Raw genomic sequence first — 26,207 nt, forward strand, 5'->3', positions numbered from 1 at the left:
ACCGGCGAAGAATGCAAAGGGCCACGCCCGTTATTCCGGAGCCCGGCTGGAGTCGGGATGCGGGTGACCTCGGGAGAAGGATCTTGCTCCGGAAGCGACGGAGGCATCTCGCCCGTGCGTGCCGCAGGGTGGCATCGGGTGCTCATCCGGAAATGCCACGGGTGACGCCTTTGCGGCTATTCAATCCGACGCAGGGTGATGCCCCCGCGCGGGAGGAACGCGGGCCACGGCGCCCGCCGCCCGCCGTGCGGACGAATCACCGTACGTCGAGGAGATCAATGAAAGAGACCGACCGGGCATCCCCGGTCGCCGAACACATCAAGTGATCCCGCCGTCCTCGATGGAATTGGGCCGTGCCCGCGCTATCGCGCCGACGGCCGGTGACGCGTGCCGCTCGCCGCGATGGCAGTGCTTCCTGCCCTGGGACCCCTGCATGCGGTGAAGGCAGAGACGTTGTTCCGCGTCCCTGCCCGGAATGCCTCACAAAGGAGTCGACAAAGGTGCGCGAGCCCGGCTCGGGCGCAGCAACCGACGGGCCTGCAGGACCCCATAGACCGCGAAAACCAGAAAGGTCGCACCGACCAATGCAGAGAGAAGGGGGTCTTCGGGGCCGCTCAGCAGCGGCTTTCCCGCCGGCAAGCGGGTGAGGGTTTCGTTGTAGCCGGGGATGAAATGGAAGAACACGGTGGCCGTGTACGCCAGCGCCGCGAGGCAGCGGCGCATGCCGTGGGCCGCCGCGCCCCGGTCGAGCATCCAGGCCACCAGCAGGACCAGCAACGTCGCTATCCCCAAGGCGTGGGCCTGGCTGAAACCGCCGTGGCGCACGATGAAGAAGCCGGTCACGCAGGTCGCGATCGTCCCGAACACGTAGATTTTGCCGTTGGGGCTGGCGTAGCGGATGTCGCCGTGCCGCCACAAGCCGTAGAGGCCTGCCAGCAGCGATACCAGGCTGACGGCGGTATGAAACAGGCCAAAGGGCGTTATTCCGGACATGGTTTTATCTCCAGAGAAGGGAGCCCTTGCGTCGGCGTCAGGAGAGGAGATCGGCCGCCGCAAGGGCGAGGGACACTGGGCCGGCGGAACGTCGGCGCCGTGGGACGGTTTCGACTATTGATTGGGCGTGCCGGGCAAACGCAGATCACCGGAAGCGATCTTGAACACATCCGCCACACACAACAGCGGCGCGTGCACGCTGGCATTGACGCGGAGACCGGCGGTGACGCCGTCAAAATGCCCGGCGGTGACCACGCCGATGTCGTCGAACGGCACCTTCACCTCCACCGTTTCCGCCGACAGGGTCGGACTCCAGCCCGGGCTGTCCAGGAGCATGGGAAAGCCCGGCCAGGTCTTGGGGAGCCGGGGCTTCTGACCGTCCGGAATGTCCACCACCGCAAGCGCGCCGGGACCGCAGGCGTCATTCGGCTTCAGCACTACCCAGTGGCTGTGCCACAGGTTGCCGTCATTGTCCCGCTTGCCGTCGCCGTTCTCATCATAGAGCGGCGTATCGTCGAAGTCCGGATGGGAGGTGACGGCCATGGCCAGGATGCCCGTGCCACGTTCGAAACCGACCTCGAACGGATCGATCGTCGTGGGCCAGACATAGGAGAACACATCGCTGCCGGCGAGCTTGCCGGTAGCGGCTGGCGTTGTCTGGCCGGCCTTGCCGGACACGGCCATGTGAAAAGTGGCGACGTTGCCTTCGGTGGAAATCTTGGTGTGGACGATGTCGAAATCGGCGACGACCTTGGCGCTGGCCGGGCTCTTCAGGCCGCCGGCGTGCTTGCCTGCCTCATGAGCGGAGGCGGGTGGCGAACAAAGGACTGCGAGCAGCGCGGCGAATGGAACAATCCGGGCATGGAGGTGCATGGGGTTTCTCCGGGTTACCAGCGGAACATGGGCAGGGGATTGAGGGGGTGGCGCATCAGTCTCAGAAGGAACAACTTCAACAACAGCCGATGGAATCCGGCATCCGGGAAATACGCCATGACCTGGGCGACCGCGTGGCGCGACAGGCCAAACCGGATCCACCCCATGGACACGTCCACCCAATCCGCGCGCCGGAACAGTTCCACCGATGGCGGTAGTCCGCGACATTGCGTGAGCTTGTGGTGATTCCGGATCATCGCGGCAATCTCCTCGGACCACGCCGCCCGATCGCTTTCCACCAGGTAGGCCGCTGCAAGCAACAGGGAGGGCGGCAGATAGTCGAACGTGCCCGCGGTCCAGATGCCGATGTCGTGATAGGCCGCGGCAATCACCACCTTGTCGAGTTCGAATGCCTCGCCGCTTCCGAGCAGGCTGTGAAAGTTGACGACCCGGTAGGTGTGGTTTCGATAGGCCTCGAAATCGGCGCCCAGCGCATCGGCGTGGCGTTCGAGCAGCGCGTCCAGGCAGGGAACGTTGACCAGCATCCGTATGCTCCTCGACGTTGGGGGGCGCAGTGGGAGATCGTCTGTCCGACCCGCATGTTCCTGCCTCCTGCGAAGGCTAGGACGACGCGGGGAGGAGGGGGATCGGACATCCATGCCGGGAATGGCTCCCCCATTTGGGGGGCATGGCCACGCCAGTGCCCACGCTGCCCCGCCCGGGCCGGTTCGGTGTCGGATCCGATGGACACGGGGGACGGGCGATTTCCTTGCCCGCCCACAAGATTTATCCTGCGCGAACAGCCGCCCTATGGCAGTCCCGGAAAGACTGCGTCCGCCATGCCGATCCGCATCCTGGCCATCGACGATCATCCGATACTGCTTGAGGGCCTGGTTGCGATGCTGGCGGCCGAGCCGGATCTGGAAGTGGTGGGAGGCGCGGCCGACGCGGAGACGGGCCTGGAACTGTTTCGCGCCCTGCTGCCCGACATCACCCTGATGGATCTGCAGATGCCCGGCATGGGGGGACTGAAGGGGGTGTGCGCGCTGCGCACGGAGCACGCGGCGGCCAAGGTCATCGTGCTGACCACTTTCCGCGGCGATGCCAATGCCCGGGAAGCGATGGCGGCCGGCGCGGCCGGCTACCTGCTCAAGAGCGCGCTGCGCTGTGAACTGATCGGCTGCATCCGCAAGGTCCACGCGGGCGGACGATACGTGTCCCCCGAGGTCAGCGCGGACATCGCGATCCACCTGGGCGAGGAAACCCTGACCGCGCGGGAGCGGAGAATCCTGGAATTGCTGGCCGAAGGGCTGGAGAACAAGCGCATCGGCACGCAGTTGGACATCTCGCCGGAAACGGTCAAATCCCACCTTACCCGGATCTTCGAGAAGCTCGGTGCGCGCAATCGCACCGAAGCCATCCGCATCGCCACACGACGCGGCCTGCTGGGGCAGATCCTCCCCTGAGTTCCTCCCCCGGATGGGGGAGGACGCTCCCCACCACTTGAGGCAAGACACCTTCAGGCGGGGTAGCCAAGCTGATGCCCATCCCCCGCCTTGCGGCCGCAGCCGGCCCGAGGAACATGCGATGAGCAGACGCCTGACCCATGCCAACGGTTGCCCGGTGGCGGACAACCTCAACATCCTCACCGCCGGCGCACGCGGGCCGGCGTTGCTGGAGGACGTGTGGCTGCTGGAGAAACTCGCGCATTTCGATCGCGAAGTCATACCGGAACGGCGCATGCATGCGAAGGGCGCGGGCGCCTATGGAACCTTCACGGTCACCGGTGACATCACCCGCTATACGCGAGCCCGCCTGTTTGCCGAGATAGGCAAGCGCACACCGGTGTTCGTGCGTTTTTCGACCGTCGCCGGCGAGCGCGGAGCCGCCGACGCCGAGCGTGACATACGCGGATTCGCGGTCAAGTTCTACACCGAGGAAGGAAACTGGGACATCGTGGGAAACAATACCCCGGTGTTCTTCTTCCGCGACCCGCTGCGGTTCCCCGATCTGAACCATGCGGTCAAGCGGGATCCCCGCACCGGGATGCGCAGCGCCGCCAGCAACTGGGATTTCTGGACGCTGTTGCCCGAGGCGCTGCACCAGGTGACCATCGTGATGAGCGATCGCGGCATTCCCCACAGCTATCGCCACATGCATGGCTTCGGCAGTCATACCTTCAGCCTGATCGACGCCAGCGGGAGCCGGGTGTGGGTGAAGTTCCATTTCCGCAGCGCCCAGGGCATCGAGAATCTGGAGGACGCCCAGGCCGCCGCCGTCATCGGCGCGGATCGCGAAAGCCACCAGCGTGACCTGTTCGATTCCATCGAACGTGGCGAGCATCCCCGCTGGACGCTCCATGTCCAGGTGATGAGCGAGACCCAGGCCCGCACGCACCGGCACAATCCATTCGACCTCACCAAGGTCTGGCCGAAATCGGAGTTTCCGTTGATCGAGGTCGGCGTCCTGGAGTTGAACCGGAACCCGGAAAATTTCTTCGCCGAGGTGGAACAGGCCGCGTTCTCCCCCGCGAACATCGTGCCTGGCATCGGCTTTTCACCTGATCGCATGCTGCAGGCGCGGCTGTTTTCCTACGGGGACGCGCAGCGATACCGCCTGGGGGTGAACTTCGCCCACATTCCGGTCAACGCGCCACGCTGTCCGTTCCACAGCTATCACCGCGACGGCGCCATGCGCGCCGACGGAAACCTGGGCCGGACACCCGGCTACTTTCCCAACAGCCTGGGCGAATGGCAGGACAGTCCGGAACAGGAAACGCCGCCGCTGCCATTGGAGGGCGAGGCCATGCACTGGGATCATCGCGTGGACGATGACCACTTCGAGCAACCGGGCGCGCTGTTCCGCCTGCTGACACCGGATGAGCGGCAGCGCCTGTTCGCCAACACCGTCCGCTCGCTCGGTGATGCGCCGCCCGCGGTGAAGCAGCGCCATATCCACAACTGCTGGCGCGCCGACGCGGCCTATGGCGAGGGCATGGCGCAGGCGCTGGGCATGGCAAGGCCCCAGGCGGAGCCGGCCTGACCGCTTCACAACCTCAAACACGGAGGATACCGATGAAACCCGCAACTCCGTCCGCCATCGATGCCGAACGCCGCGCGCTGCTCATCGGCGTCGCTTCGATCGCCGTCGCATCGCAGCTACCGCTGGCGGCCTGTTCGCAGACGCCATCCAACCCGGCCGTTTCGGCCGCTTCCACACCCAAGCCCCCGGAGCGCAGGAACATGAGCACAGTGACCACCCAAGACGGCACCCAGATCTTCTACAAGGATTGGGGAACCGGGCAGCCCATCGTCTTCCATCATGGCTGGCCGCTCAGTGCCGATGACTGGGACGCCCAGATGATGTTCTTCCTGTCGAAGGGATACCGCGTCATCGCGCACGACCGGCGCGGACATGGCAGGTCGTCCCAGACCGACAGCGGCAACGAGATGGACACCTACGCGGCCGACGTCGCGGCCCTGGTCGCCCATCTGGATCTCAAGAACGCGATCCACATCGGCCACTCCACCGGCGGCGGCGAGGTGGCCCGCTACGTGGCCAAGCACGGCGGCGGTGGCCGGGTCGCCAAAGCGGTCCTGATTGGCGCGGTCCCCCCCATCATGGTCAAGAGCGCCGCCAATCCCGGCGGCCTCCCGCTGGAAGTATTCGATGGCTTCCGCGCGGCGCTGGTGGCCAATCGCGCGCAATTCTACGTGGACGTTCCGGCCGGGCCGTTCTATGGCTTCAACCGCCCCGGCGCGAAGGTATCGCAGGGCGTCGTCGACAACTGGTGGCGACAGGGCATGGCCGGCGGAATCAAGGCGCAATACGACTGCATCAAGGCGTTCTCCGAAACCGACTTCACCGAAGACCTCAAGAACATCGAGGTTCCCACGCTGGTGATGCACGGCGACGACGATCAGATCGTGCCCATCGCCGATTCGGCACTGCTCTCGATCAAGCTGCTCAAGAAGGGAACCCTCAAGGTCTATCCCGGCTTGCCGCATGGGCTGTGCACCACCCATCCGGATACGGTCAACGCCGACCTTCTCGCGTTCATCCAGTCGTAACGGCACCGCCGCCCGCTGCCGCCGGCAGCGGGTGGCACTCCGCCTGCGAGGCCCGCAATGCCACATGTACCGTTCGCCAGAGCGATGATCCTGCTGGGCCTCGGCCTGATGAGCGCCGGCGCCCTGGCCCAGGCGATCCGGGGGCCGGCCCGGCTGCCGGTGCGCCTCTTCGCGTTGCTGCCGGAGGATTTCAGGCATCCGGAAAGCCTTGCCGCGGATCCCCTGACCGGCACCATTTACGTCGCGTCGTTCGACGCGCGGGAGCCGGAAAGCGCACGCAACAACCAGGTGCTGCGATTGTCCAGCGATGGAACGGTGCTGGCGCGTCGCGCACTCGGGGCAACTCCGGTCACGGGATTGGCGTTCTCCGATGGCTACCTGTACTTCCTGAACTTCGGGCAATCGCGTCTGCAGCGTCTTCCCGCCGGATTCGACGCCGGATCAAAGGTCGAGGAGGTGGCTTCATTCGGCGCATTGGACCCGGCGTCGCCGGGGACCCGTCACGTCGACAACCCCGACGGCAGCAAGGACGCTATCCAGTACGGTTCAAGCGGATTTCCGGCGGTCAACGGGATGGTGTTCGATCGCGCCGGCAATCTGTATGTCTCGGATTCGTTCCAGGGCGCCCTGTACCGGATTCCGAATGCGACGAATTGCCGGCCCTGCCATGTCGAGGTGGTGCTTCACGATCCTCTTCTGGCGACCACGGCGCAGCTTCCCTTCGGGGCAAACGGATTGGCCCTCGGCGAGGATGAAGGGACGCTCTACATCAACAATGCCGGAGACGGCCGGATTCTCGCGCTGAACCTGGCCGACGGCGCATTGAAGGTCTTCGCGGAGGGCGTGCACGGGGCGGATGGATTGCTGCTCAAGGACGGCCTCCTCTGGGTTTCGGCCAACCAGGACGACACCGTCATCGCGATCGATGGCGATGGCCGCGAGTATGCCCGGGCCGGAGGATTCCTCGGCATCCGGGCGGATGGGTCCCCGGACGGACTTCTGTTTCCCGCGGCTTCGATTGCGCTGGGACGGCGCATGGTGGTCGCCAATCTGGCGCTCCCCATCACCGACCGCGCGGGCGACGAGTGGGAGGAGTCCGTATCCAGGTGGAATCTGATGACATTCGATCTTCCCGACGTGGGAAGCGGAATTCACAAGGTGGGGCAGACAAAATGAGCGGAACGCACGCTTCGGATGGGTACCCGCGGGACAGGACCGCGATACTGCTGGTCGACCCGTACAACGATTTCCTTTCGGAAGGCGGAAAGCTGTGGCCACGCGTTTCCGAGTTGGCCACCCGGTTCAATCTGCTCGCGAACATGCGGTCGGTGCTGGGCGCCGCCCGAGCGGTGCCGCTGCCCGTGTTCTACGTGCCCCATCATCGGTCCGAGCCCGATGATCTCGCGCACTGGGACCATCCGACCCCATATCAGATGGGCGCTTCACGAGCGCAGGTTTTCGCCAAGGGAACCTGGGGAGGCGAGTGGCATCCGGACTTTCTTCCCCAGCCGCACGACATCCTGATAAAGGAACATTGGGGCGGCAGCGGATTCGCCAACACCGACCTTGACTTCCAGCTCAAGCAGAAAGGCGTCACGCACGTCATCCTGATAGGGCTCATCGCCAATACCTGCATCGAGACCACCGGACGATTCGCCTCCGAACTGGGCTATCACGTGACCCTGGTCCGCGACGCGACGGCCGCCTTCAGCGAAGCGGCGCTGCATGCGGCCCACGAGATCAACGGACCCACCTACGCGCATCGGATCTGCACCACGGAAGATCTGATCGTCCTTCTCTCCGCCCGGGCCGGGAACTGATACCGGGGATGCCGGATATCGAGGTGCTTGCAATGAACCAGACCCCCTTCGTTGACTCCATCTGCCAGGCCACGGTGAATGCGCCGATGGAGGCGATCGATCTCACCACCTGGTTGTTCACCCTGGGCGACGCCGAGTACCAGGCGTGCTCGAAGGCGCACATCGCCGCCGGTTCGAGTGTCCGTGCCGATGGACGCAGGGTTTCCGTGAACGTCGAGATGCCCGGCGACACCTTGATGGTCCAGCATTACGTCGAGGACCTGGCGGAACGCGGACGTTGCCGGGTGGATTCGGTGACCGATGCGCTCACTCCGTTGGGGAGAACGCAGTGGCGGGTCGTCTGGCAGTTGTCCCTCGCACCGTCCGGCCCGGACTCGTGCGTCCTGACGAACCGGTTCTCGGTCCATGCGACCGAACACTTCCTGGGATTGCTGAACGCCCACGGGGCGACCTTGGAGATGGCCGCGCCGGCGGCCCAGAAAGTCGCCGACGAGCACAACCGGGAAGAGGCGCCGCTGTTCGCATCGGACATCGAGCGAAAGGCGCGTCAAGGCATATGGACGCTGGCGCCGTCGAGTCAAACGGCCGGCCACGCGGGAGACGGGACATGAAGGCCCTGGTGACGGGCGCATCGTCCGGCATCGGAGCCGCCTATGCGGCGCAGCTGGCGGCGCGCGGCCATCCCCTGGTGCTGGTGGCTCGCGACGAGGCGCGCCTGACGGCGCTTGCTTCCGGGCTGGCGAACGAACATGGCGTTGCCGTCGACGTGCTGCCCGCCGACCTCGCCCGGCCGGCCGGCCTGGAAGCGGTGGAAGCCCGGCTCTCCCGGGATCGGGAAATCACCTGGCTGGTCAACAACGCCGGGATATCGGCCGGAGGCCAGTTCACGTCACTGACGGTCGGCCAGGTGGATCAGATGGTCGCGCTGAACGTGCTGGCGGTTACCCGGCTGGCGCTCGCGGCGGCCCGCCGATTCGCCGAAGCAGGCGGCGGCACGATCATCAATATCTCCTCGGTGACGGCGCTTCTGCCCGAGAAGTTCGAACCGGTCTATCTGGCCACCAAGGCCTACGTTCTGTCACTGTCGCAGGCCATGCACGGGAGCCTGGCCGGGCAGGGCGTCCGCATCCAGGCCGTGCTTCCGGGAGTGACCCGGACCCGCATCTGGGGGGAGTCGCTGGAAAACGTCCCCGCCGAGATGATCATGGAAGCCGATACCCTGGTCATGGCGGCGCTCGCGGGGCTGGAGGCCGGCGAGCGGGTGACGATCCCGTCACTGGGAGATCTGACCTATTGGGACAACTACGAACGCGCCAGAACGCAGCTGGCTCCCTATCTCTCGCTCCGCCTTCCTGCGGACCGCTATCGGGTGCGATCCGGTGACGGCCCCGGTGAAGGGTGCTGACGCGCAAAGCGGTGCTCATGCCGGGTTGCCGTGCACCGCCCTGGCATGAGCCGTCCGGACGTCGACTCCATTGCTATCGCGTGGCTTGCACTCGAAACTAGCTGCGCTTCAAATGTGAAATTAAATACTTTGAAATCAAATACTTGCATGTAGTTCGTCCTCTTCCTATGTTCGTGGCCCGAACCATCAGGGGTTCGGACGCAGGGTGCTTCGCGCCCTGCCATCGACTAAGGGGAAGTCATGCAAGTCCATCACGTATCAGGTCGTCGCCCCATCGGCGCGGCCGTCGCCTTCGCTGTCGCGATGCTTTCCTTCCATGGGCCGACGTGGGCGCAGGAAGAGAGCGGCACATCCGACGACGGGCCATCCACCACCAGCCTGGACAAGGTCACCGTCACCGGCTCCCGCATCAAGCGGGTCGACATCGAAGGGCCTTCGCCGGTCACCGTCATCACCGCGGACGACATCCAGAAGGAAGGGTTCTCGACGGTCTATGAAGCACTCGCCACGCTCAGCCAGTTCACCGGCAGCGTGCAGAACGAGCTCAATCAGAGCGGCTTCACGCCGAATGCGCAGTTCATCAACCTGCGCAGCCTGGGCCCGGGTTATCAGCTGGTCCTGCTCAACGGCAAGCGGATGGCCGACTATCCGATGCCCTACAACAGCCAGTCCAACGCCGTCAGCCTGAGCAGCATTCCGGCGGCAGCGGTGGAACGCATCGAGATCATGACCGGTGGCGCCTCCGCCATCTATGGTTCCGATGCGGTGGCGGGCGTGATCAACATCATCACCAAGTCCAATTTCGAAGGCGACTCGCTGTATGTCCGGGGCGGCACGACCACACGCGGCGGCGGCGATACCGGCCTGTTCCAGTGGACCGGCGGCAAGACGGGCGAACGCTGGAACCTGATCTACGCGCTGGAATACTTGAACCGTGAATCCATCCTCGCGTCGCAGCGCGATTTCATGGATTCCTATCATGACAACCCGAGGTACCGGGACGACCCTCAGAATGCGACCGCCGCCAGCGGCGTCTATCTGTACCGGAATGGCGCGGGTTATGTCTGGCCCGACGCGAACGGTAAACTGTCCGGGTCGGTGGACGCGCTGCGCTCGGCGTGCGCGGCGACGTCCCCGGACTTCCAGCCTTACCGATCCGCGCGCAATGTCGCCAACGAGAACCGTTGCGGCTACTTCGGCTATCCGGCCACGCAATCCATCCAGAACGGTTTCGACAAGGCGTCGGCCTACCTGTCCGGGACGCTGGATTTCGGCCAGGACCTCCAGGCCTACGGTCAACTGCTGTACACCCGCTCGAAGAACACCGGCGCGAGCGCGACGCGATTCTGGCAGACCGCCGGTTGGGTGCACGATCCGGATCTCGGATACCTGCAGGCGCAACGCATCTTCACGCCCGCCGAGACCGGAGGGTCGCAGAAGTCCGTCTTCAAGGAAGAATCGCTCAGCCTGAATCTGGGACTGCGCGGCACGTGGTGGGACGGGCGTTTCGATTGGGATGCCGGCATCTCGCACTCGCGCTACGACATGACCCTGGAGGTGCCGTACTTCACGACGGACCGCATCAACGACTACTTCTTTGGCGACCTGCTGGGATATGTCGGGGCGGCCAGATACCCGAGTTATCACGTCCGGGTGGATCGCCTGTTCAGTCCGATGTCGCCGTCGGACTACCGCTCGTTGATCACGACCGTCCATTCGACGGCCGAATCCCAATCCACCCAGGGCCAGTTCACCCTGACCGGCGATCTGTTCGATCTGCCGGCCGGGCCGGTCGGCGTGGCGTTCGTGCTGGAAGGCGCGCGCCAGAAGTACGCGCTCAACCCGGACCCGCGCAGCGCCACCGATTACACCGGCAAGGACAGCATCTACAACCTGACCAGCACGCGGGGTGGCGGAAGCCGGGATCGCTACGCGCTCGGCCTGGAGTTTGGCGTGCCCATCCTGCACAACCTGAAGGCCAACCTGGCCGGGCGCTATGACCGCTACGACGACCAGACCGACGTGGACGGCGCGTTCACCTGGCAGGCAGGCCTGGAGTGGCGTCCCGTGAGTTCGCTATTGTTGCGTGGCACCCACGCGACCAGCTTCCGGGCGCCCGACATGCACTATGTCTATGCGGGAAACTCGGGCGGCTATACCTACATCACCGACGCCTACCTCTGCCGGATGAAGGGCATCGACCCGACCTCTCCGGATTGCTCCGGCCCCGATTACAACTACCAGGTGTTCCGCACCTACGAGGGCAGGAAGGATCTGGCGGAGGAAGAGGGCCGCTCCAGCACCGTGGGCGTGGTCTGGGACGTGATGAGCCAGATGTCCGTCAGCCTGGACTACTACAGCATCAAGCTGGAAAACCAGGTGGGCGAAATCGATTCCGACTATCTGATGCGCACCTACGCCGACTGCCGCCTGGGCACGGACATCCGCGGCAACCCGGTGGACGGCGGTTCGCCCTCCTGCTCCCACTTCATGGGTCTCATCAGTCGTGACGAGTCCTCACTGGGCAACGGCAAGGTGGACCGTTACTCCGCCTATCCCGTCAACCAGTCGATGATCCGTTCGGACGGATTCGATGTCACCTGGAAGTACACGCTGGACACGGACCGCCGGGGCAAGTTCAGCTTCCAGGCCAACTACACCCATGTCACGAAGCTGGATCTGCAACGCTTCGCCGACGACGAGGTGGACAACATCCGCGACAACCGTCGCTACTACAGCTTCCGCAGCCGGGCCAACTGGATGGTCGGCTGGGAGAAGAACGACTGGCAGACCAACCTGTACGGATACCGCTACGGCTCGCTGCCCAGCTGGGACGAATCCACGCGCATCGCGCCGTACTTCCTCTGGAACCTGGACGTGCAGAAGAAGATCACGCCGAAAGCCACCATCGGCGTCAGCGTGGTCAACGTCTTCGACAACCTCCATCCCCGCGATGACAGCTACACCAGCTATCCCTATTTCTGGCGGGCCTACAGCCCGGTGGGGCGCCAGGTGTTCGCCAACTATCGGTATACGTTCTGACGATCGAAGCGTTCCTTGCGGTTCGCTGGGACCCGGCGCAAGCCGGGTCTTTTTTTGCCCGGCAGAAACAGGGTAGCGGCATATTTTCGTGGCGAATGGCCGGCGCGGAAATCGTGCTTTCCCAATCTTCTACCGTCCGCTGGCCTTGCGTTTTCCCAGCGTCCCGACCGAAGCGCGCTTCACCAGCTGGTGCGGGACGACATGGTTGACCAGGGTGCGCGCCGCCGTGTCGGGGCGCCGGATCTCGCGCAGCAGGATGTCGACGGCGGCGTCGGCCATCGAGGCGACCGGTTGGTGGATGGTCGTGAGTTCGGGCCACACCATGGTAGACGCGGAGGTGTCGTCGAAGCCGACGACGGATAGATCGCGCGGCACGTCCAGGCCGCGGCGATGGGCGACGGATACCACCGCCGAGGCCATGTCGTCGTTGCTGGCGAAGATCGCGGTCGGCGGCCGGCGCAGGGCCAGTAGATTCTCGGCGGCCTCCAGTCCCGAGCGGTAGGTGAAATAGCCGGGCTGGACGAGCTTTTCGTCGAAGGCCAGGCCAGCCTCGGCCAGGGCGTCCTGGTAGCCGCGCAGGCGATGCGCGCTGGCGGTCTGGTTGGGGTCTCCCTTGATGTAGCCGATGCGGGTGTGTCCGTGCGCGATCAGGTGCGCGGTCATTTCCTGGCTTGCGCGATGGTCGTCGATGCGCACGCAGGAAATCTTCTCGCTGAAACGCGCGGAGGCGATGGACACCACGGGGACCCCGGCCTGCGCGAACTCCATGACGATCGCCTTCGATTCGCACAGCGGCGGCGGCAGGATGACACCGGCCACGCTCTTGGCCATCTGGCGGGCGGCCGCGCGCCGGCCATCGGCGTCGAGCGTGTCCCAGGTGGCGATCACCAGCTGCGCGGCCGCGCGCGCCGCGCCTCGCAATGCGCCGACCAGCAGTTCGCGCAGATAGCTGGAACTGGGATTGGTGTAGATCAAGGCGATGCAGGTATGTTGCGCGGCGGCCAACGCACTGGCGGCGAGATTGGGCCGATAGCCCAGTTCGTGCACGCTGCGCATTACCCGTTCGCGGTTGCCGTCGCGCACGCCCTCGTGGCCGTTGATCACGCGCGACACCGTCATCGGCGAGACGCCGGCATGGGCCGCGACTTCATCGATCGTGATCGCCCGCCCCTTGCGGCGGACCGACCTGCTGGGCTTGTTCATGCGGGAACTCATCGGTAGGCATTCTGTGTGATCGGGGGAGTGTCGCCACGAAACGGTCGTTATCCGCGCAAGTCAGGGCTTGGAATCGTTTTCAAAAGATTTGCGGACCATCGCTGGCCGCGCTTTTTCAAGCGCTTTCCGTGGATATGTTGCGCTGCATGGTGACAACGGCGAAGAGGCGTGATTAGTCTGCACCCCACGTAATGGTAGCGCTAACATTCGGCGATGGATACTTCCGCCAATGGCCTGCCTCTCCATCGCGCGTAGTCGCTCGACCACGTTTCAAAGCTGGAAAACCGGACCGCGCACCCGTCGGGTAGCGGTCCCGGTTCCGTCAGGAAGTACGGGCCCTGCCCGTGGGCGCCCTTGGGAGGGCGATACATCCATCGATCGTGAAAGGGGAGATCCATGAACGCGTGCAGTTTCCGTGCAACTCCAGACCTGAGGGCAAGTTCATGAGCCGGAAGTTGGCGAGATTCAAATCGAGGGCCATGTTCACCTTCGTGGGTGGCGTGCTGGTCATCAATCCCGCGTTCGGCCAGGACGCCGGCGCGCAGCAGGCCCCGCCCGCGGATGCGCAGGCTTCCCCGGCGGCCGCGTCCGACCAGGCCAAGACCCTGGACACGGTCGTGGTCAGCGGCATCCGCAGCAGTCTGGACCAGTCGATGGGCATGAAGCGCGACGCCATCGGCGTCGTGGACGGCGTAACCGCCGAGGACATCGGCAAGTTCCCCGATACCAACCTGGCCGAGTCCCTGCAGCGCATCACCGGCATCTCGATCGAGCGCCGCGATGGCGAAGGCGCGCAGGTGACGGCGCGCGGCTTCGGTCCGCAGTTCAACATGGTGACCCTCAACGGCCGCCAGATTCCCGGCGCGGACGCGTTTGGCGCGTCGGGCCAGATCCCGATCGGCGGCGTGGACGGCGGCACCCGTGCGTTCAATTTCGCCCAGTTGGCTTCCGAGGCGATCAGCGCGCTGGAGGTCTTCAAGACCGGCCAGGCCACGGTGCCCAGCGGCGGCATCGGCGCCACCATCAACATCCAGACCGACCGGCCGTTCAACCACACCGGCGTGGTCGCCAGCGCCGGCGCGAAGGCGGTCTACGACGACTCGCAGCCCTTCGACACCGACATGACGCCCGAAGTCTCGGGCATCTTCAGCTACACCAACGACGACAAGACCTGGGGCGTCGGCCTGGCGGCCAGCTACCAGAAGCGGCACGGCGGGTCGGTGCAGGCGACCGAGAACGCCTGGAACATCCAGCGCTGGACCGGCACCGACCCGGCATTGCGCGCCGGCGCCGAGGTGGTCAACGCACCGGCCATCGGCCAGCTCTACGCGATGCCCAACGATCTTCGCTATGCCTTCGCCGACTTCGAACGCGAACGCATCAATGGCCAGGCGGTGCTCCAGTTCGCGCCCATCGACAGCCTGACGCTGACCCTGGATTACACCTATTCGACCAACGAGATCTCCGAGGACCGCGGCGAGCAGACCATCTGGCTGCAGCGCGCCAACAGCTTCACCCATCTGGCCTTCGACACCAACGAGGCCGTCGCGACGCCGGTCTACCTGCGCGACATCGTCGGCTCCAAGGACTTCGGCTACGAGCAGCAGCACAACGAGCAGAAGTACAAGCTCGATTCGCTGGGCTTCAACGCCAAATGGGACGTCAGCGATCGGTTCCGGCTGAACTTCGATGCCCACAACACCAAGTCCAGCAGCAAGCCGAACGACCCCCTGACCGGCGGCGGCGCGACCTACTTCAGCCTGGCGGGCACCAACAACTGCACGGTCGGCCCGTACTGCGGCGGCAACTGGGCGCAGGAGCTGCGCTTCAACAACAGCCTGCCGCTGGGCGCCCGCACCTGGTATCCGGACGCGGCGGCGGCGGTGGCCGGCACCGGTGGCACCCTGAATCCTGACTTCCCGCCCGAGCAGTTGGGTTCGCAGGTGCTGCGCATCAACGCCCAGACCCAGGAAACCGAGATCAAGCAGGGACGGATCGACGGCGAGTTCGATTTCGAGGAGGGCCGTTTCCAGTTCGGCGTGGACTCCTCGCGGATGACGATGAGGCGCCAGCAGGCGACCGAGATGTACGCCACGCTGGGTGACTGGGGCGTGGCCAATGCCGGCAACGAGCCGGGCATGACCGATCTGCTGCGGCGGACCAGCATCATCGGCATGTTCGACGACTACAGCGCCAACGGCGCGGCGCCCGGCGCCTGGCGCGGCAATGCCAGCGATCTGGCGCGCTGGGCGGCCGGCGAGTACGGCGTGAGCAACCGTTACAACCCGCAATTGGCCGCGGACAACAAGATCGAGGAAAAGACCGACGCGGTCTACGTGCAGCTCGAAATGCAGGGAGAACTCGGCGGGATGCCCACGCAGACGCGGATTGGCGTGCGCTACGAGCGGACCGACGTGACCTCGACCTCGGCGGTGGCCGTGCCCAACGCGATCGAGTGGCAGGCCAACAACGACTTCCGCATCCTGCGCTCGGACGAGGTGCAGCCATTCAGCGAGACCAACCGCTACAGCTACCTGCTGCCGAACCTGGACTTCGGCATCGATTTCACCGATACCCTGAAGGGCCGCGCCTCGTTCAGCAAGACGATCGCGCGTCCGCCGTACGGCAACCTGTACGCCGGTCCGAATCCGAACCAGCCCACCGGTTCGATCCTGGTCAATCCGTCCACGCGCGCCGGCGGCGATGCCCAGAACCCGGCGCTGGAACCGCTTGAATCCGACAACCTGGACCTGGCGCTGGAGTGGTACTTCGCCGATGCCAGCTACGTGTCGGTGACCTACTGGAACAAGTCGGTCGACAACTTCATCGGCAACACCGTGGTCCGCGAGTCGCTGTATGGCTTGACCGATCCGACCTCGGGGCCGGACGCGCAGGCGGCGCTTGCGTTCCTGCAGAGTCAGGCGTGCGTCGGCCAGGTGACCGCCGCCGGCAACGACGTCGATGCCGCCTGCTCGGCCAACGACACCGCGTTGTTCACCGCCCTGGCGATGCTGCGCAACGCCGGCGCCACCGGTGGACTGGGCGCCTACGACGGTAGCTCGGCGCAGGTGCTGCAGATGGAGACCAACTACAACCTGGTCGGGGAAGCGGACGACCCGCTGTACATGTTCGACGTCAACCGGCCGGTCAACCAGAACAAGGCCAAGCTGCGCGGCTGGGAAATCGGCGGGCAGTACTTCTTCGGCGACAGCGGCTTCGGCCTGTTCGCCAACTACACCATCGTCAACGGCGACGTCGGCTTCGACAACACGGTGCTGGACCGCGACCAGTTCGCGCTGCTGGGCCTGAGCGACACCGCCAACCTGATGCTGATGTACGAGAAGCATGGCTGGTCCGCCCGCTTGGCCTGGAACTGGCGCGACGAGTACCTGATCGCGGCCAACCAGAACGGATCCAACCGGAACCCGTACTACGTCGAGGCGTACGAGCAGTGGGATCTCAGCGTCAACTACGCGCTGTCGGACCGCTGGTCGGTGGGCTTCGAGGCGATCAACCTGACCGGCGAGGACGTGCGCTGGCACGGTCGCTCGAAGAAGCAGGTGATCAAGCTGGTCGACCAGAGCCCGCGCTACATGCTGGGCGTCCGCTACAAGTTCTAGGGTCCAGCGAGACCGCCCTCTCCGGTCATCGCGAAGGATGGGATCGCCGTTTCGGCGGCGATCCCTTTTTCCACCCGGTCGCCTTCACCGGCGGCGGCTCTTTCCATTCCGACAGGGACGGTGCATAACTTGCGCTCGCCACCCGCTCCCGAACCGCCATGGCACGACACGAACTGTTGAACAACGTTGCGCACAAGGACCTGAGGGTCATCACCCGTTTCGGGCCGGAATTCGGCGACGACGTCGGCATGGTCACCGCCTTTCCGACCGAGTTCGCCGAGCTGCAGCGTGAATATCCGATCTTCTTCCGCCGCGATCGCGACGGCGCCTGGCAGGCGGTCGCCCTGCTGGGCTTCGAGGCACGCGAGAACCTGTTCCTGCGCGATGGCCACTGGAACGCCACCTATCTGCCGGGGATCGTCGCCAAGGGGCCTTTCCTGATCGGTTTCCAGGAGCGCGGCCTGGACGGCGAGCCGCGACGCGAGCCGGTGATCCATGTCGACCTCGAACATCCGCGCGCCAGCTTCCATGAAGGCGAAGCCGTGTTCCTGCCGCACGGCGGGCACAGTCCCTACCTGGATCATGTCTCGGCGGTGCTGCGCGGGGTCCACGACGGCATCGAGGCGGGCGCACCGATGTTTGCCGCCTTCGACGCACTGGGCCTGATCCAGCCGCTGGGCCTGGAGTTGCAGATCGATCACCAGCATCAGGTCAGCCTGACCGGCCTGTGCGGCCTGGATCGCGAACGGCTGGCCGCGCTGGACGCCGAAGCGTTGCATGGGCTGCATCGCGCCGGCTACCTGGAGGGCGCGTATCTGGTCCTGGCGTCGATGCAGAACCTGCGCCGGTTGATGGCCGAGAAGCAGCGGCGCCTGCGCCAGGCACGGGCGGCCTGAGCGATGTTGACCGCTGCCGCGCCGCTTCCGGAAATGGCGTTCGCACCCGGCGAAGACGTGCCCCTGAAGGCGCTGCTGGAAGGGGGCGAACCCGTGGTGCTGCGCGGGATCGCGCGCGACTGGGAACTGGTGCGGGCCGCCGGCGAATCGATGCGTGCCGCGATGGACTACCTGCGCGGCCAGGACAACGGCCAGCCGGTCACCTATTCGTGGGGCGCGCCGGACATCGGCGGAAGGCCGTTCTACGATGCCGCGTTCACCGGCTTGAACTGCGAGGTGCGCCGCAGCGGGCTGGCGCAGGTGCTCGACGAGATCGAAGCCTGCGCGGAGGACGCGCGGCCGCCGACGTACTACGTGGCCTCGTTGCCGGTGGACAGCCGTCTTCCGCGGCTGCGCGCCGGCAACGACCTCCGGCTCGGCGCCCAGGGAATACACGCGCCACCCAGCATCTGGATCGGCAACCGGGTGATCGCTTCGTGCCATTACGACGCCCTGAACAACATCGCCTGCTGCGCCGTCGGCCGGCGTCGCTTCACCCTGTTTCCTCCCGAGCAGATCGCCAATCTGTATCCCGGCCCGCTGACGCCGACGCCGGGCGGGCAGGCGGTCAGCGTGGTGGATTTCGAGGCACCCGACCTGCAACGGCATCCGCGCTTCGCCGAGGCCTGGGCGAACGCGCGGCAAGCGGTACTGGAACCCGGTGACGCGATCTTCATGCCGAGCCTGTGGTGGCATCACGTGCAGGGGCTGGAGCCGTTCAACGTCCTGATCAACTACTGGTGGAGCAGCATGCCGGCCTACCTGCCGACGCCGATGCATGCGCTGTACCACGCGATGTGGACCCTCCGTGACCGTCCCGAGCGCGAGAAGCGGGGATGGCGGGCGATCTTCGAGCATTACGTGTTCGCCGCCCCGGGACACGCCGGCGCTCATCTGCCGGAAGAGGCCCGCGGGGTGATGGGACCGTTGGACGAAGCGATGGCGCGGCAGTTGCGCGCCATGCTGATCGACAAACTCAATCGCTGAACGAACCGCGCGGGAAAAAAGGGAACGAACGGATGGATGCTGGACGGATACGCAAGGTGGTGATTGCCGGAGGCGGCAGCGCGGGCTGGCTGGCCGGCGCCGCGCTTGCGCACCAGTTCCGCGACCTGCTCGAGATCACCCTGGTCGAATCCGAGCAGATCGGTACCGTCGGCGTGGGCGAATCGACGGTGCCGCCCATCCGCAGCTTCCATCGCTTCCTGCAGATCGACGAGCAGGAGTTCCTGCAAGCGGTGGCGGGTACGTTCAAGCTGTCGATCTCGTTCGAGAACTGGCGTCGGCACGGCGAGCGCTACATCCATCCGTTCGGCATCACCGGACAGGGCACGCTGGTCTGCGCGTTCCATCACTTCTGGCTGGAGAGCCTGCGGCGCGGCCAGTCCTCCCGGCTCGGCGACTTCTGCCTGGAAACACAGGCTTCGCTGCTGGACCGGTTCGCCCTGGGGGGAGATCCCCAGGTCAACTACGCCTACCACCTGGATGCCGGCCTGTACGCGCGCTTCCTGCGCCAACGCGCCGAGCGCCACGGACTCAGGCGCATCGAGGGCAGGATCCGGGAAGTGCGACAGGACGCCGGCACCGGCGATGTCCGCGCGCTGCTGCTGGAAGACGGGCAGCTGATCGAGGGCGATCTCTTCATCGACTGCACCGGGTTCCGTGGATTGCTGATCGAGCAGACGCTGCGCACCGGGTACGAGGACTGGAACCGCTGGCTGCCCAGCGATCGCGCGATGGCGGTGCAGACCGAACCGACGGGCGCGCCGGTTCCCTACACGCGCGCGATCGCGCATGCCGCCGGCTGGCGCTGGCACATTCCCTTGCAGCACAGGGTCGGCTGCGGACTGGTGTTCTCCAGCCGGCACATGTCCGACGACGAAGCCAGCGCCCGCCTGCTGGCCGACGTCGGCGCGGCGCCCATCCGCGAGCCCTGGCTGGTGCCGTTCCGCACCGGGCGCCGGTTGCGGGCCTGGAACAGGAACGTGGTGTCGCTGGGGTTGGCGAGCGGATTCATCGAGCCGCTGGAATCGACCAGCCTGCACCTGGCGATGACCGCGATCGTGCGTTTGATCGAGCTCTTCCCGCTCGACGGCATCGACGAGGGGCTGGTGCGGCTTTACAACGAGACCAGCCGGATCGAGATGGAGCACGTGCGCGACTTCATCATCCTGCATTACCACGCCAACCAGCGCGACGAACCCATGTGGCGCGAATGCCGCCACATGGACCTGCCGGATTCGCTGGCGATCCGCCTGCAGGCCTGGCGCGAGCGCGCGCATGCCTGGCAGGGCGCCAATGAACTGTTCCGGGTCGATTCCTGGACCCATGTGATGCTGGGCCAGGGTTTGATGCCGCAGGCGCACCATCCCTTGGCGCGCGGCCTGGCGGATCCGGATCTGAAGCATCTGCTGGACGGCATCCGCGCGCCGATCGCGCGGGCCGTGGCGGCGATGCCGGCGCAGCACGACTTCATCCAGCGCTACTGCCCGGCGAACGCCGAGGTGTGGCGCCAGCGTCCGGCGTCGACGCGGGGTTAGGCGGACATGGCGATGCGCGAACGTCGACTCGATGGCCGTCATGCGGAGGCGGATTCCGCGTCGCAGCATGTGCCGGGGCGCGGTCGTGTATACAGTGCCCGAACGCTGGAAGCCGCGCCGTGGCGGCGGTGTTTCCGGGGGCATTCGCGGGAGCGGATTTTTTTTGCCGATGAAATGGTAGCGCTAACTTTTTGTTCCGGGGATTTCGCATGAGACTGACCGCCGGTATCGACGCGGGCACGCAGAGCCTGAAAGTGGTGGTGTACGACCCGGACGCGCGCGTCGTGGTCGCCGCCGCCAGCATGCCGCTGGCGCTGACCGGCGGCGAGGACGGCAGCCGCGAGCAGGCGCCCGCGGATTGGGTATCGGCGATGCGGGAATGCTTCGCCCGGATCGACCCCGGCGTGCGTGCGCGCATCGGCGCGCTGGCGGTGTCCGGCCAGCAGCACGGCTTCGTCGCGCTGGACGCCGACGGCCAGGTGCTGGCGCCGGCCAAGCTGTGGAACGACACCAGCACGGCGGGCGAGTGCGACGAGATCATGGCGGCGGTCGGCGGCGCGCGACGCGCCATCGAACTGGCGGGCAACCCGATCCTCGCCGGCTATACCGCGTCCAAGCTGCCGTGGACGCGCAAGCACCGGCCCGAGGCGTACGCGCGGCTGGCGACGATCCTGCTGCCGCACGACTACCTCAACTTCGTATTGACCGGCCAACGCTTCTGCGAGTTCGGCGATGCGTCCGGCACCGGCTGGCTGGACGTGCGCACGCGCACCTGGTCCCAGGCGATGCTGCACGCCACCGACCCGGATCGCGACCTGGCCGCCTGCCTGCCGCCGATCGTCGCGCCGGACGCGCTGTTCGACATCGCGCCGGCGATGGCCGCGCAACTCGGCCTGCCCGCCGGCGCGAAAGTGGCGGCCGGTGGTGGCGACAACATGATGGCGGCCATCGGCACCGGCTGCGTGGCCGAGGGACGGCTGGCGATGAGCCTGGGCACCTCCGGCACGCTGTTCGCCTACGCCGACCGGCCCGTGGTCGATCCGGCCGGCGCATGGGCGGCGTTCTGTTCGTCCACCGGTGGCTGGCTGCCGTTGATCTGCACGATGAACTGCACGGTGGCGACCGAGCAGGTCGCGCGCCTGTTCGGCTTCGACACGCGTGACGGCGATGCACGCATCCAGGCGACGCCGCCCGGCGCCGATGGGCTGGTGATGCTGCCGTTCCTCACGGGCGAACGTACCCCGGATCTGCCGCAGGGCAAGGGCGTTCTGGCCGGCATGGACGTGCACAACACGACGCCGGCGCACCTGTACCGCGCCGCCATGGAAGGGGCGACCTACAGCCTGAAGTACGGCTACGACGCCTTCGTCCGCGCCGGCATGCATTTCGACCGCATCGTGCTGACCGGCGGCGGCGCCAACAGCGCGGCGTGGCGGCAACTGGTGGCCGATGTGTTCGGTTTGCCGGTGGACGTGCCGCGGCATGCCGAAGGCGCGGCCTTCGGCGCGGCGTTGCAGGCGCTGTGGGCGTGGAATCGCGCCGGTGGCGCGCAGGATTCCATCGCCGAACTCGTGCGCGCGCACGTGGCCATCGAGCCGGCGTTGTCGACCGTACCCGAACCTTCCCGCAGGGAGGCGTACGCCAGCGCCTACCGGCGCTTCCTCCAATACCTCGACGCCGTCACGCCCCTGCAACGCGGCTGACGCCTCCTCCCGGCACAACCCAAAGGAAACCCATCATGAGCACGCAGCCCTTCATTGGCGCCAAGGAATACTTTCCCGGCATCGGCCGCATCCCGTTCGAGGGCCGCGGATCCGACAACCCGCTGGCCTTCAAGATCTACGACGCGGACAGGAAGATTGGCGGCAAGACCATGGCCGAGCACCTGAAGTTCGCCGTCTGCTACTGGCACACGTTCTGCAACGCCGGCCATGATCCGTTCGGTCCCGGCACCCGGCATTTTCCGTGGGAAGCCGGTTCGCCGATGGCCACCGCCGAGGCCAAGGTGGATGCGGCGTTCGAGTTCTTCAGCAAGCTGGGCGTGCCGTACTGGTGCTTCCATGACGTGGATCTGGCGCCGGACGCGGAAGACATCGCCACCTACGAGAAGAACCTCAGGCACATGGTCGGGCTGGCGAAGGAACGGCAGCAGGCGACCGGAACGAAACTGCTCTGGGGTACCGCGAATCTGTTTTCGCATCCGCGCTACATGAATGGCGCGGCCACCAATCCGGACTTCGCCGTGGTCGCCCGCGCGGCCGTGCAGGTGAAGGCCGCGCTGGAGGCCACGGTGGAACTGGGCGGGGAGCACTATGTGTTCTGGGGCGGCCGCGAAGGCTACGCCTCGCTGGTCAACACCCACATGAAGCGCGAGCTCGCGCACTTCGCCCGCTTCCTGACGATGGCGCGCGACCATGGCCGCAGCATCGGACTGAAGGGCAACTTCCTGATCGAGCCCAAGCCGATGGAGCCGATGAAGCACCAGTACGATTTCGACAGCGCCACCGTCGCCGGCTTCCTGAAGGAGCACGGGCTGGAAAAGGATTTCAAACTCAACATCGAGGCCAACCACGCCACGCTGTCGGGCCATACCTTCGAGCACGACCTGCAGGTGGCGTCCGATCACGGCCTGCTGGGCAGCATCGACGCCAACCGCGGCAATGCGCAGAACGGCTGGGATACGGATCAGTTCCCGACCGACCTGTACGACACCGTCGGCGCGATGCTGGTGGTGCTGCGCCAGGGCGGGCTGGAGGGCGGCCTGAACTTCGACGCCAAGGTTCGCCGGGAGTCGACGGATCTGGAAGACCTGTTCCTCGCCCACATCGGCGGCATGGACGCGTTCGCGCGCGGCCTGGAGGTCGCCCATGCCCTGTTGACGGAATCGCCGTGGGAACAGTGGCGCGCCGAACGCTATGCGAGTTTCGACAGCGGCGCGGGCAAGGACTTCGAGGCGGGTGGTCTGGACCTGCCGGCACTCGCGGCGCTGGCGGCGCGCAACGGCGAGCCCCGCCAGATCAGCGGCAAGCAGGAACGCTACGAGAATCTGCTCAACCAGTACCTGTTGCGCTGAACGCGGACGCGGCCGCGGCGCGGCCAAGCACTGAACGAGGGGAGGGCGACATGAGCCAGGCATTGACGGACAACGAGAACACCCGGCTGATCGTGCTGATCAGCGTGGTGGCGACCATCGGCGGGTTCCTGTTCGGATTCGACAGCGGGGTCATCAACGGTACCGTGGACGGCCTGCAGCAGGCCTTCGGATCGAGCAAGGCGGGGCTGGGCTTCGAGGTGGCGTCGATGCTGCTGGGCTGCGCGGTCGGCGCGTTCTTCGCCGGCCGCCTGGCCGATCGCTGGGGGCGCCGCAGCGTACTGATCATTTCGGCGGTGCTGTTCCTGCTGTCGGCGTTCGGCTCCGGCGCGGCGACCGGTTCGCTGGTCTTCGTGGCCGCCCGCGTGCTGGGCGGTTTCGCGGTCGGCGCGGCCAGCGTGATGTCGCCGGCCTACATCGCCGAGGTGGCGCCGGCGCGTTATCGCGGCCGGTTGGCCACGGTGCAGCAGATCGCCATCATCAGCGGCCTGTTCGCCGCGTTCCTGAGCAACTACCTGCTGGCCAACGCCGCGGGCGCCTCCACCGGGACGCTGTGGGTCGGCCAGCCGGCCTGGCGCTGGATGTTCTGGATGATGACGGTGCCGTCGCTGCTGTTCCTGCTGCTGCTGCTGACCATTCCGGAGAGTCCGCGCTATCTGGTGGTCAAGCGCCGCAAGGACGAAGCGCTGCGGGTGCTGACCCGCCTGTTCGGCGCGGCGGAGGCGCGGGTGAAACTGGCCGAGATCGATGCCTCGCTGTCCGAGGATCACCACCGGCCGCGCCTGTCCGATCTGGTCAGCAAGGCGACCGGCAGAATCCGTCCCATCGTCTGGGTGGGCGTCGGCCTGGCCACCTTCCAGCAGCTGGTGGGCATCAACGTGGTGTTCTACTACGGCGCGGTGCTGTGGCAGGCGGTGGGTTTTTCCGAGGCCGACGCGCTGCTGATCAACGTGCTGTCCGGCGCGCTCAGCATCGGCGCGTGCATCGTCACCGTGCTGCTGATCGACCGGGTGGGACGCAAGCCGCTGCTCTGGCTGGGTTCGACCGGCATGGCGCTGGCCCTGGCGCTGGTGGTCTGGGCGTTTTCCAGCGGCGCGCTGGTGGATGGGCACCTGCAACTGCCCGCGGGCATGGGCACGCTGGCGCTGGTGGCGGCCAACGCCTACGTGGTGTTCTTCAACATCTCGTGGGGCCCGGTGATGTGGGTGATGCTGGGAGAGATGTTTCCCAACCAGATCCGCGGCTCGGCGCTGGCGGTGGCCGGCGCGGCGCAGTGGACGGCCAACTTCCTGATCACCGTCACCTTCCCGATCCTGCTGGCCGGCATCGGCCTGGCCACGACCTATGGCATCTATCTGGTGTCGGCGGTGATTTCGGTGTTCTTCGTCCTGAAGTACGTACGCGAGACCAAGGGCAAGGAACTGGAGCAGATGGAAGGATGAGCGCGCGGCGACGCCGGAACCGGAGTGTCGCGATCTTGCCGCCCGGCCCGGCGGGCGTGCGCGATGCGCTATCGGCGCCCGGGCGGCGCCACCGATTCGCGGCTGACGAGTCGGTACGGGACAACATGATCCACCAGCACGCGCGCGTTCTCGCCCTTGCGCCGGATGCCGCGCAGCAGGATGTCGACGGCGGCGTTGGCCATGGATGCGATGGGCTGGTGGATCGTGGTCAGCTCGGGCCAGACCGTGGTCGCGGCCGAGGTATCGTCGAAGCCGACCACCGACAGGTCACGGGGAACGTCCAGTCCGCGCCGATGGGCGACCGAAACCGCGGCCGCGGCCATGTCGTCGTTGCTGGCGAAGATCGCGGTCGGCGGCTTGCGGCGCGCCAGCAGTTTCTCCGCGGCCTTGAGGCCGGAGCGGTAGGTGTAGTCACCCTGCTGGACGAGATCGGCGTCGACTTCGAGCCCGGCCTCGTGCAGGGCGGTGACGAATCCGTCATACCGCCGCGCGCTGGCGCTCAGATCGTTGCGGCCGCGGATGAATCCGATCCGGGTATGCCCGTGTGCGATCAGGTGCCCGGCCATTTCCTTGCCGGCGCCAAAGTCATCAATCCGGACGCAGCCGATGTCCTGGCTGAACCGTCCCGACGCGATCGCGACCACCGGTACGCCGGCCTTGACCAGTTCGGTCACCGCGATGCGCGATTCGCACAGCGGGGGCGGCAGGATCACGCCATCGACCCTGCGCGCGAGCGCGCGCGCCGCGTCGCGTTCGGCACCGGCGTCCAGGCCATCCCAGTAGTCCACCACCAGTTGCACGGCCGTGCGCGAGGCGACGCGCAACAGCCCCAGCAGCAGTTCGCGAAGATAGGCGCCGCTGGGATTGGTGTAGATGAGGGCGATGCGCGTGTGCTGCGCCGCCGCCAGCGAACTTGCGGCCAGATTGGGCGTGTAGTCCAACTCGCGCACCGCCCGCATCACCCGCTCGCGCGTCGTGTCGCGCACCTTTCCCTTGCCGTTGATGACGCGCGAGACGGTCATCGTGGATACGCCGGCCAGGGCGGCAACTTCATCGATGGTCACGCCGCTGCTCTTGCGGCGGACCGGCTTGTTCGCTTTATCCAACCCGTTTTCCTTTCTTCGGCGGTGGCGGCGGCTT

General features: G+C 66.2%; 21 protein-coding genes. 15 read left to right on the forward strand and 6 right to left on the reverse strand.

The window, feature by feature from the left end:
- Positions 1–480: 480 nt before the first annotated feature.
- The 3 genes from ACTHN1_RS08865 to ACTHN1_RS08875 all read right to left on the reverse strand — a co-directional run bounded on the left by ACTHN1_RS08865 (position 481) and on the right by ACTHN1_RS08875 (position 2,411).
- The gene (locus ACTHN1_RS08865) at positions 481–993 is read right to left on the reverse strand and encodes a hypothetical protein (protein ID WP_440470585.1); all 513 of its coding nucleotides are present in this window, start codon (positions 991–993) and stop codon (positions 481–483) included.
- Between the two features lie 114 nt (positions 994–1,107).
- A complete protein-coding gene (locus ACTHN1_RS08870) occupies positions 1,108–1,866 on the reverse strand; it encodes a hypothetical protein (protein ID WP_440470586.1) in 759 nt (252 codons plus the stop codon).
- A 14-nt stretch (positions 1,867–1,880) separates the two neighbouring features.
- Positions 1,881–2,411: an HD domain-containing protein gene (locus ACTHN1_RS08875; protein ID WP_440470587.1), complete on the reverse strand. Its 531-nt coding sequence runs from the start codon at positions 2,409–2,411 to the stop codon at positions 1,881–1,883.
- Positions 2,412–2,705: 294 nt separating this feature from the next.
- Between ACTHN1_RS08875 and ACTHN1_RS08880 the strand changes: the two genes are divergently transcribed.
- A complete protein-coding gene (locus ACTHN1_RS08880; RefSeq protein ID WP_440470588.1) occupies positions 2,706–3,332 on the forward strand; it encodes a LuxR C-terminal-related transcriptional regulator in 627 nt (208 codons plus the stop codon).
- A 121-nt stretch (positions 3,333–3,453) separates the two neighbouring features.
- Positions 3,454–4,908, forward strand: coding sequence for a catalase (locus ACTHN1_RS08885; protein ID WP_440470589.1), 1,455 nt, complete (start codon positions 3,454–3,456; stop codon positions 4,906–4,908).
- Between the two features lie 13 nt (positions 4,909–4,921).
- On the opposite strand, the gene ACTHN1_RS08890 is transcribed toward ACTHN1_RS08885, so the two are convergent.
- Complete coding sequence (locus ACTHN1_RS08890) at positions 4,922–5,110, reverse strand: hypothetical protein (RefSeq protein ID WP_440470590.1); 189 nt, start codon at positions 5,108–5,110, stop codon at positions 4,922–4,924.
- Between ACTHN1_RS08890 and ACTHN1_RS08895 the strand changes: the two genes are divergently transcribed.
- The 6 genes from ACTHN1_RS08895 (at position 5,109) to ACTHN1_RS08920 (ending at position 12,203) form a co-directional block, all read left to right on the forward strand.
- Complete coding sequence (locus ACTHN1_RS08895; protein ID WP_440470591.1) at positions 5,109–5,936, forward strand: alpha/beta fold hydrolase; 828 nt, start codon at positions 5,109–5,111, stop codon at positions 5,934–5,936. The two genes, ACTHN1_RS08890 and ACTHN1_RS08895, sit on opposite strands and share 2 nt — an antisense overlap.
- Before the next feature lie 84 nt (positions 5,937–6,020).
- Positions 6,021–7,112, forward strand: coding sequence for an SMP-30/gluconolactonase/LRE family protein (locus tag ACTHN1_RS08900; RefSeq protein ID WP_440470592.1), 1,092 nt, complete (start codon positions 6,021–6,023; stop codon positions 7,110–7,112).
- Positions 7,109–7,756, forward strand: coding sequence for an isochorismatase family cysteine hydrolase (locus tag ACTHN1_RS08905; protein ID WP_440470593.1), 648 nt, complete (start codon positions 7,109–7,111; stop codon positions 7,754–7,756). The genes ACTHN1_RS08900 and ACTHN1_RS08905 overlap by 4 nt, the downstream gene beginning before the upstream one ends.
- Positions 7,757–7,788: 32 nt before the next feature.
- Positions 7,789–8,367, forward strand: a complete 579-nt coding sequence (locus ACTHN1_RS08910) for a hypothetical protein (RefSeq protein WP_440470594.1) — start codon at positions 7,789–7,791, stop codon at positions 8,365–8,367.
- Positions 8,364–9,161, forward strand: a complete 798-nt coding sequence (locus ACTHN1_RS08915; RefSeq protein WP_440470595.1) for an SDR family NAD(P)-dependent oxidoreductase — start codon at positions 8,364–8,366, stop codon at positions 9,159–9,161. The genes ACTHN1_RS08910 and ACTHN1_RS08915 overlap by 4 nt, the downstream gene beginning before the upstream one ends.
- 303 nt (positions 9,162–9,464) lie before the next feature.
- The gene (locus ACTHN1_RS08920) at positions 9,465–12,203 is read left to right on the forward strand and encodes a TonB-dependent receptor plug domain-containing protein (RefSeq protein WP_440470596.1); all 2,739 of its coding nucleotides are present in this window, start codon (positions 9,465–9,467) and stop codon (positions 12,201–12,203) included.
- 129 nt (positions 12,204–12,332) lie between these two features.
- Here the strand turns inward: ACTHN1_RS08920 and ACTHN1_RS08925 are convergent, their stop codons facing one another.
- Positions 12,333–13,406, reverse strand: coding sequence for a LacI family DNA-binding transcriptional regulator (locus ACTHN1_RS08925; RefSeq protein ID WP_440470597.1), 1,074 nt, complete (start codon positions 13,404–13,406; stop codon positions 12,333–12,335).
- 455 nt (positions 13,407–13,861) lie between these two features.
- Here ACTHN1_RS08925 and ACTHN1_RS08930 point away from each other — a divergent pair, with 455 nt between their 5' ends.
- The 7 genes from ACTHN1_RS08930 to ACTHN1_RS08960 all read left to right on the forward strand — a co-directional run bounded on the left by ACTHN1_RS08930 (position 13,862) and on the right by ACTHN1_RS08960 (position 25,046).
- A complete protein-coding gene (locus ACTHN1_RS08930) occupies positions 13,862–17,038 on the forward strand; it encodes a TonB-dependent receptor (RefSeq protein ID WP_440470598.1) in 3,177 nt (1,058 codons plus the stop codon).
- Between the two features lie 158 nt (positions 17,039–17,196).
- Positions 17,197–17,934: a SapC family protein gene (locus tag ACTHN1_RS08935; RefSeq protein ID WP_440470599.1), complete on the forward strand. Its 738-nt coding sequence runs from the start codon at positions 17,197–17,199 to the stop codon at positions 17,932–17,934.
- 3 nt (positions 17,935–17,937) lie between these two features.
- Positions 17,938–18,960 carry a cupin-like domain-containing protein gene (locus ACTHN1_RS08940; protein ID WP_440470600.1) on the forward strand — a complete coding sequence of 341 codons (1,023 nt, stop codon included), beginning with the start codon at positions 17,938–17,940 and terminating at the stop codon, positions 18,958–18,960.
- A 32-nt stretch (positions 18,961–18,992) separates the two neighbouring features.
- A complete protein-coding gene (locus tag ACTHN1_RS08945) occupies positions 18,993–20,513 on the forward strand; it encodes a tryptophan halogenase family protein (RefSeq protein ID WP_440470601.1) in 1,521 nt (506 codons plus the stop codon).
- Between the two features lie 209 nt (positions 20,514–20,722).
- Positions 20,723–22,216, forward strand: coding sequence for a xylulokinase (gene xylB, locus ACTHN1_RS08950; protein ID WP_440470602.1), 1,494 nt, complete (start codon positions 20,723–20,725; stop codon positions 22,214–22,216).
- A 35-nt stretch (positions 22,217–22,251) separates the two neighbouring features.
- Positions 22,252–23,586, forward strand: coding sequence for a xylose isomerase (gene xylA / locus ACTHN1_RS08955; protein WP_440470603.1), 1,335 nt, complete (start codon positions 22,252–22,254; stop codon positions 23,584–23,586).
- A gap of 50 nt (positions 23,587–23,636) precedes the next feature.
- Entirely contained in the window at positions 23,637–25,046 is a 1,410-nt protein-coding gene (locus tag ACTHN1_RS08960) for a sugar porter family MFS transporter (RefSeq protein ID WP_440470604.1), read from the forward strand.
- Positions 25,047–25,114: 68 nt separating this feature from the next.
- On the opposite strand, the gene ACTHN1_RS08965 is transcribed toward ACTHN1_RS08960, so the two are convergent.
- Positions 25,115–26,173 carry a LacI family DNA-binding transcriptional regulator gene (locus tag ACTHN1_RS08965; protein ID WP_440470605.1) on the reverse strand — a complete coding sequence of 353 codons (1,059 nt, stop codon included), beginning with the start codon at positions 26,171–26,173 and terminating at the stop codon, positions 25,115–25,117.
- Positions 26,174–26,207: the final 34 nt, after the last annotated feature.

This window comes from Pseudoxanthomonas sp., from assembly GCF_051953815.1.
Lineage (GTDB): Bacteria > Pseudomonadota > Gammaproteobacteria > Xanthomonadales > Xanthomonadaceae > Pseudoxanthomonas_A.